Source organism: Methanobrevibacter sp. (assembly GCF_045577275.1).
Lineage (GTDB): Archaea > Methanobacteriota > Methanobacteria > Methanobacteriales > Methanobacteriaceae > Methanobrevibacter.
Genome location: NZ_JAZNIB010000294.1, coordinates 1 through 7,126, shown reverse-complemented (window position 1 = coordinate 7,126; position 7,126 = coordinate 1). Strand labels below are relative to the sequence as shown.

The 7,126-nt window shown below is 31.6% G+C and carries 7 protein-coding genes; 4 read left to right on the top strand and 3 right to left on the bottom strand.

All coding sequences use genetic code 11. The features are described from left to right. Window positions 1-76 precede the first annotated feature (76 nt). The 4 genes from ACKI67_RS08510 to ACKI67_RS08495 all read left to right on the top strand — a co-directional run bounded on the left by ACKI67_RS08510 (window position 77) and on the right by ACKI67_RS08495 (window position 4,412). Window positions 77-1,201, top strand: a complete 1,125-nt coding sequence (locus ACKI67_RS08510; protein WP_407463104.1) for a glycosyltransferase family 2 protein — start codon at window positions 77-79, stop codon at window positions 1,199-1,201. Window positions 1,202-1,342: 141 nt separating this feature from the next. After that, complete coding sequence (locus ACKI67_RS08505; RefSeq protein WP_407463103.1) at window positions 1,343-1,672, top strand: signal recognition particle subunit SRP19/SEC65 family protein; 330 nt, start codon at window positions 1,343-1,345, stop codon at window positions 1,670-1,672. 59 nt (window positions 1,673-1,731) lie between these two features. Continuing rightward, window positions 1,732-3,216, top strand: a complete 1,485-nt coding sequence (locus ACKI67_RS08500; RefSeq protein ID WP_407463101.1) for a DHHA1 domain-containing protein — start codon at window positions 1,732-1,734, stop codon at window positions 3,214-3,216. A gap of 368 nt (window positions 3,217-3,584) precedes the next feature. Further along, window positions 3,585-4,412 (top strand): winged helix-turn-helix transcriptional regulator, encoded by an 828-nt coding sequence (locus ACKI67_RS08495; protein WP_407463100.1) that lies wholly within the window; start codon window positions 3,585-3,587, stop codon window positions 4,410-4,412. Window positions 4,413-4,590: 178 nt separating this feature from the next. Here ACKI67_RS08495 and ACKI67_RS08490 read toward each other — a convergent pair whose 3' ends face one another. From ACKI67_RS08490 to hypE, 3 genes are all read right to left on the bottom strand, one after another. After that, complete coding sequence (locus ACKI67_RS08490) at window positions 4,591-5,283, bottom strand: Dna2/Cas4 domain-containing protein (protein ID WP_407463099.1); 693 nt, start codon at window positions 5,281-5,283, stop codon at window positions 4,591-4,593. 104 nt (window positions 5,284-5,387) lie between these two features. Beyond that, window positions 5,388-5,831 (bottom strand): RDD family protein, encoded by a 444-nt coding sequence (locus tag ACKI67_RS08485; protein WP_407463097.1) that lies wholly within the window; start codon window positions 5,829-5,831, stop codon window positions 5,388-5,390. A gap of 49 nt (window positions 5,832-5,880) precedes the next feature. Then, window positions 5,881-6,891 carry a hydrogenase expression/formation protein HypE gene (hypE, locus tag ACKI67_RS08480; RefSeq protein WP_292777486.1) on the bottom strand — a complete coding sequence of 337 codons (1,011 nt, stop codon included), beginning with the start codon at window positions 6,889-6,891 and terminating at the stop codon, window positions 5,881-5,883. Window positions 6,892-7,126: the final 235 nt, after the last annotated feature.

Below are 7,126 nucleotides of genomic sequence, written 5' to 3'. Positions count from 1 at the left end.
AACAATCAAAATTAAATAACAAGAATAGCAATTGAAAAAATCAAGATTAAATTAACAGAATTTTTTTAAGGGAGGAATTTCTATCAGCCAATTTAAGATAAGCATAATCATACCTGTTTACAATGGAGAGAAATATCTTCCTGCAACTTTGGATTCTGTAATCAATCAAAGCATAGGCATTGAAAATCTGGAAATCATCATTGCCAACGACTGTTCCACTGACAATACAAAGCAGATCATTGAAGAGTATAGGGAAAAAATCAATAATCAGACAAATAAGGAAACCATCAAATCAATCCATTTGATTGAGAATATGGGTGGAGCATACGGTCCAAGAAATATTGCTTTGGATTATGTGAATGGAGAATATCTGATGTTCATTGATTCAGATGACAGCTATCCTTTAGATGCATGTGAAACATTATACAATAAAATCAGGGAATATGACTGTGATATAGCATTTGGAAGATACCTGAGACATTATCCTGAGGAAAATCTCATCAGGAAATCATACACACCATATATGGAAAGCTTGGAAAGTCCATGCAATGATTATCTTGATGATTTGGTGAATGGATCCAACTTTAATGGATTTGTCGGCTTTGTATGGAAAAACATAATAAGCAAATTCTTTTATGGAAAGGCAATTGATAAGGGAAACAATAAGGAAATATTCATCAAGGACATTAAAGAGGAAAATGCAGATGAAATAGCTATCCTAAAGATTTTGCCGTCATTCTGGACTAAGATTTACAGAACAGAACTGATTAAGGACAACAATATCAAGTTTCCTGAATGCATTTCTGCAGAGGATTTGAATTTCCTATTGAAAGCATATATGAAAAGCGAAAAGGGAATACTGTTCCTAAACGACAAGATTGTCTATAATTATTTCATGAGATTGCACGTTGAAGATAAATCAGTTACAAAAAACATCAATTTCAGATTGGTTGATGATTCCCTAAGAGCATATAGATTATCCAGCGAGCTTTGTGATGATTATAATATTCAAAATAAAGACCTGTTTTTAAATCCATATCTGTTGAATTGGATTAGCTTATGGTTAAGTCGTGACAATTCCAAAGAAGAAAATAAAATATTCTTAAATGAAATCAAATTGATGGAAAAGGGAAATAAGAACGGATTGAAATATAAGCTTATTCTAAAGGTCATAAAAACATTGCTAAGGCTAAAATCATAAAGCACAATGATTGAACTGAAAAAGAATTAAATCCTGAAGCACAAGTGAATTAATGTGAAAAATCACAATTTTGAAAATAAATAATTTTTAAATATTATGCTAACATAATTAATTATAGTAAAAAGGAAGTGAGGTGAAAATATGAAGGAAGTGATGATTTGGCCAATTTATTTAGATAGCGAAAAATCATTGAATGAAGGCAGAAAAATATCTAAAGAATATGCCATTCCTGAACCAAGAATAAAGGAAATCGTAAAGGCTACTCAGAAATTAAGATACAAATATTATGCTGAAGAGGATAAGGCCTATCCTGGAGAATGGTATGAAAAATCAGGAAGAGTTATAATTACCAGCGATGAAAGCAAAAAGGAAATTCTCATAAATTTATCAAATACAATCAAAGAAATGAGAGAAATGAGAAAAGAAAATAGGTCTTCCAATAAAAAAGGCAAAAAAGGAAAAAGACGATAATAAAATTTTATAATTAAAAACCATATGTTAGAAAATCATTAAATTAAAAAGGCGTTAAAATGACAAAACAGATACCACCAGAAATGAAAGAAAGATACAAAGAGGCAAAGGAGCTTATAGAAAACTCTGAAAACATTAAAATCTATAGCCATACGGACTGTGACGGAATATCTTCAGGAGCTATTTTAACAAGCATCCTAAAAAAGATAGGAAAAACAGACTTTGATATTGAAATCGTTAACCTTGATGTATTGGAAGATGTTCCAATAGACCATGAATTAACAATATTTTCAGATTTAGGGTCTGGACAACCTGTTGACAAGAATGCAAGCAAGGATTCAAAAATACTTATCCTTGATCATCACCCACCACTTAGAGATATTGATTACTGCAAAACAGTAGACTACGAATATTTAGAGATAAACCCTATTTTTTATGGAATAGATGGTTCACAGGAAATCTGTGGTGGAGGATTATGTTACCTTCTCGCAAAGGAGTTCGGTTTTACAGATTTAAGCTGGATTGGAATATTGGCAGCTATTGGAGATATTCAAAACGGAAAGACTGGAAAATTGGAAGGATTAAACAGAACTATCCTTAAGGATGCAAAAGAGGAAGGCTTGGTTAATGTAATTGAAAACGACTTGTCACTATACGGCAGACAGTCAAGACCTTTATTCGTTGCATTATCATATTTCAGTGACGTTAAATTGGACATTACCAATGACCAGAATAGGGCATTGGACTTGCTTAAAAGACTTGGAATAAATACCAGAAACCCAGTAAACGACACATCAATCAGAGCCTGTGACTTGAATCAAAAAGACAAATTCAAATTGATTAAGGAATTAATCGGAATGATTACAAGAGTGATTCCGAGCAAATATGCAATTCATGCTCCAAAATTGGTTATGGGAGAAAGCTATGAGTTTGAAAACGAGGAGAAATACACATTCCTAAGAGATGCCTCAGAATTTTCCACAGCCATGAATGCATGTGTAAGGAATAATAGGGCAGAAGTTGCATTGAAGCTATTGGAATTGACCATAATGAGAAATGAGATCTTAAATGAGGATAATGTTTCAATAGACATTGAAAGCGACAGAGCACTTGTCCTTGATGAGCTTGATGAAATCTCAAGAGCGCACAGATATTATTTGAGAGTGAATATAGAAAAGGCAGGAAACTCCATTGTGCAAAAGGATAATATCCAATACTTTGATGGTGAAGGAATCAGAAGCAATGTCGTAGGAACAATTGCAGGAATGGCACTCAGCCAAGGTGATTGGAGAAAACCTATAATTGCATTTACACAAGTAAGCGATGAAAATGATGATTTGAAGATTTCATTACGTTGCTCTAAGCTTTTAGCTTACGATGGAGTGCATTTCGGTTCAATAATAAGGGAAGTTGCTCAAAGTTTAGGTGGAAACGGCGGAGGCCACGATGTAGCATGTGGAGCCTATATACCTAAAGAAAAAAGGGATGAGTTCCTAAATTTGATGAATGAAAAATTAGAAGGAAGATTAGCTATTGACAATTAGTCCAATAGCTTTTTTTATTTTTCAAACTGACTACAATTAGTCCAATACCCCTTTTTATTTTTCAAACTGAGTACAATTAGTTCAATAGCTATTTTTATTTTTTCAACTATTTTTTATAAAAACTATTTACATAGACTTAAAACTCTTTTTAAAAAAATAAAACATTAAACCCCCCACACTATTTTTTATAAAATCTACAATAATTATTATTAAAGCACATTTAAGGAATAAAACATCATTTTAAAAACTTTACCTACTATCAAATGTACTTTATAAAAAAGTAAAATAAACTTTATATAACATAAGGTACATATAAAAAATTAACTGTAAGAATTATCTTTTACAAATAAGAATAAAAAGTGATTATTATGGAAATATTACAAAAAAGAGGAGCATTGACTCACTTTCAAATTTTAGGAGAAATCTCTAAGCAAGAACCAAACCTTAAGCAAAAGGATTTGGCAGAACGCTTAGGAATAACCATTCAAGCAGTTTCTGAAAATATCAAAACCTTGACTGAACTTGGATACATTACTTCAAAAGATGGTAGAGCACCATATAAGATTACTCAAAAAGGAATCAATAAAGTCAAAAAAGATGCAATCACCTTAAGAAAGTATTCCGACAGTGTTCTTGAAACCATGACATATTATAAATCCACTTGGCCTGCAATTGCAAAAGAAGACCTTAAGGAAGGGGACGAAGTAGGTTTATATATGGAAGACGGCAGATTATATGCTTCAATCAATGCTCAAACCGATGCATATGCTGATGTAATATTGGATACCAAAAAAGGATATGATGTTGCTTTAACAAACCTTAAGGGAATTATAGAAGTGAAAGAAAGTAAAATCTTAATAATTTCATTACCTCCAATCAAGCAAGGAGGATCAAGAGCTGTAGACATGGACCTTGTTAAAGACATCTATGAGAGCAAATACGAAAACTATGGATTAAGCTCCATTGATAAGGTAGCAGCTATCGGTACCACTTCACATGTAGTGGCTAATGCTTTGGATATTCCAGTGGATATTGAATATGGAGTAAGCGAAGCAGCTCAATCTGCAGTTAGAAAAGGACTTAACGTCTTAATCCTTTCAATTGGAGACATGAGCAAAAACATCGGCAAAGACTTGGATGATACTAATATCCCATATCAAGTCATAGATGCTAAAAAAACAATTATGGAAATTTAAAAATATTTAATTATTTTTAAATTCTTTTCTTTTTTTACTATTTTTAAATCATTTATAAAAAAAATTACTATTTTTAAAAAAAAAGTTTTAATCATTTGAAAAAGCAATAGCTATTAAAAATAAAAGTTGAAATCAAATTAACTAATAATTTAAAAAAAAGAGTAAAAAAAACTATTAATTAAATAGCTTTTTCTTCACAATAACTTTGGAATCTGCATTTTCTACATTTATTAGGATTTTTAGTAGGTATAGGATCCCTTTTATCATCAATCAACCTATGCAAGAAATTGATTGTATATCTGATATTTTCCTCATTTTTTTCATTGAACTCTTCATGCCAAAATATGTTGTCGGTTCCTCTTTGCCTTAATGCAGCTATGATTTGACGATTATCATCACCCATCATATTCTTAAATGCCAAACAATATGCACGAACCTGATTAATGGTTGAAGGAAAAGCTGTAGTTCCTGGCTTATCATCAATGATAATTATCCTATCTGGAGTCATGCGTATTTCATCAATAAACCCACGAATTCCATCTTCAGCATCAATCACAAACATTTCACGAGACACTATTTCTTCTTCCTTGGATAATTCAAAAGCGTCTTCAAAACTGGATTCTTGAGCTGTTTCTTTGAATTTAGCCTCTAAATGAGCATGCTCTTCAGTTCCGAGAGTCATCTCTTTAGTTGGCATAGTCTTGACGCCTTGGAAATATTCAAGATACAAACTGTATTCACAGTACCCTTGGGTATTTAACCAACTAATTGGAAAATTAGCCTTTTCATCAATAATGCGAACCAATTTATAGTTTTCATGAGGTTCAAAATCTGAAATATTATATTCATTAACAATAAGTTTATTTGCCATAAAAACCCCCTTAATAAAAATTAAAAATATTAAAATTTTAAATTAATTAAATTAATTGGAATTAATAAAAAAAGAAATTAAAAAAATAAAAAAGATAATTGAAATTATCTTCTTTGGAAGAATACATCAGTATCCTCTTCAACAACAGTAGTTCTAGTAATACCATCTAAGAGTCTTGTTTTACCGGTAATTTTTCCAAGGATTACATCAAAAATAATCGGGAACCAGTAAATCTTTGAAAGAGATCTAATCAATGCCTGACTATAAGTGATGGAAAAATCTCTTCCAAGTCTGCCTCTTCTTGGCACTGTTGACTTAACTTCTAAAAACATTAACCTTTTACCAACAGTTGCACCTAAATTCTTCTCTAAAATTGTGAAATAAGCCAAAATTAAAATTGGAAGAATGAATACAAAATAATGATAAATTTGGAACATATTGAAGTAGTTTATAAAGAAATATGCTAAATATGAAAATATCCACATAAATGCTGAAACTACAAAGAAATCAAGTATATATGCTACAGCTCGTTTACCGAATAGTGCCATCAAATCACCACCAATTCATTTTATTATTTAATAATTATAACATTTAATTCTAACATACTCTTGGAACAGGGTCAGCGATAGGAGTTTCCAATATTCTTACTCCACCAATGCCTGTTTCAATCAATACCTTATCATCATCAATTACTTCACCAATAATAGCTGCATCTTTACCATATTTGTCTGTTTTAATAGCTGCCAATACTTCTTCAGCCTTTTCAGCCTTAACACCCATTAAAACTTTACCTTCATTAGCAACTTCATACGGATCAATTCCTAACATGTCAGATGCTGCTCTTACTGCTTCCTTAACAGGAATTGCTTCATCTTTAAGCATTACTCCAACTCCAGATTTACGAGCCATTTCATTGATACAGTTTGCAAGTCCTCCACGAGTTGGGTCTTTCATAGCTGTTACTCCACCTACTTCAAGAGCTTTGGAAATAATTCCCCACATTGGAGCCACATCAGATTTAAGTTCAGTTTCAAAACCGAATCCTTCCCTGAATGACATTAAGCTCATTCCATGGTCTCCAACACTTCCAGTGATGATGATCTTATCACCAACACTTAAGGTTGAATCCTTAATTACTTCTCCTTTTTTAGCAATTCCGATACCGGTAGTTACGATTACAATTCCATCAAGTTTGTCCTGTTCCATAACTTTGGTATCACCGGTAATTACAGCTACATCAGCTTCTTCACAGGTATCGCTTAAAGATTTGATGATCTTGTCCAAATCTTCAATCGGAAAACCTTCCTGCAAAATCATAGCATTTGAAATAGCTAAAGGTTTTGCACCCATAACAGAAACATCATTGATTGTTCCTGCAGCAGATATTCTTCCTATATCTCCACCTGGGAAGAATAATGGATTAACAGTATGACCATCAGTTGTAACGACGATTTCATAATCGCCAAGAGGGATAGTAGCTCCGTCATCTAAAGCGTCTAATCCATATCCTCCTTCAACTGATTTTTTTGATAAATTATTAAGAATGGTTTGTGAGATTAGATTTCCCATAACCTCTCCACCAGCACCATGTGACATTCCTATTTTCATTTTATCTCCTTAAATACATGAATAATTAAATTAAAGAATAAAAAGCAGATTATCTTTAAACAATGCCTTCTATCCAAATAAAAAGATTTTATTTTTATCTTAATATTATATAACATAATAATATATAGAATTAATATTAAATAAGTATTTCCTATTTTTATAAAAATTAGTAAAAATTAGTAAAAATAGTTTTAAAATAAGAATAATAGTAAAAATTAGTAAAATAGTAAAAATA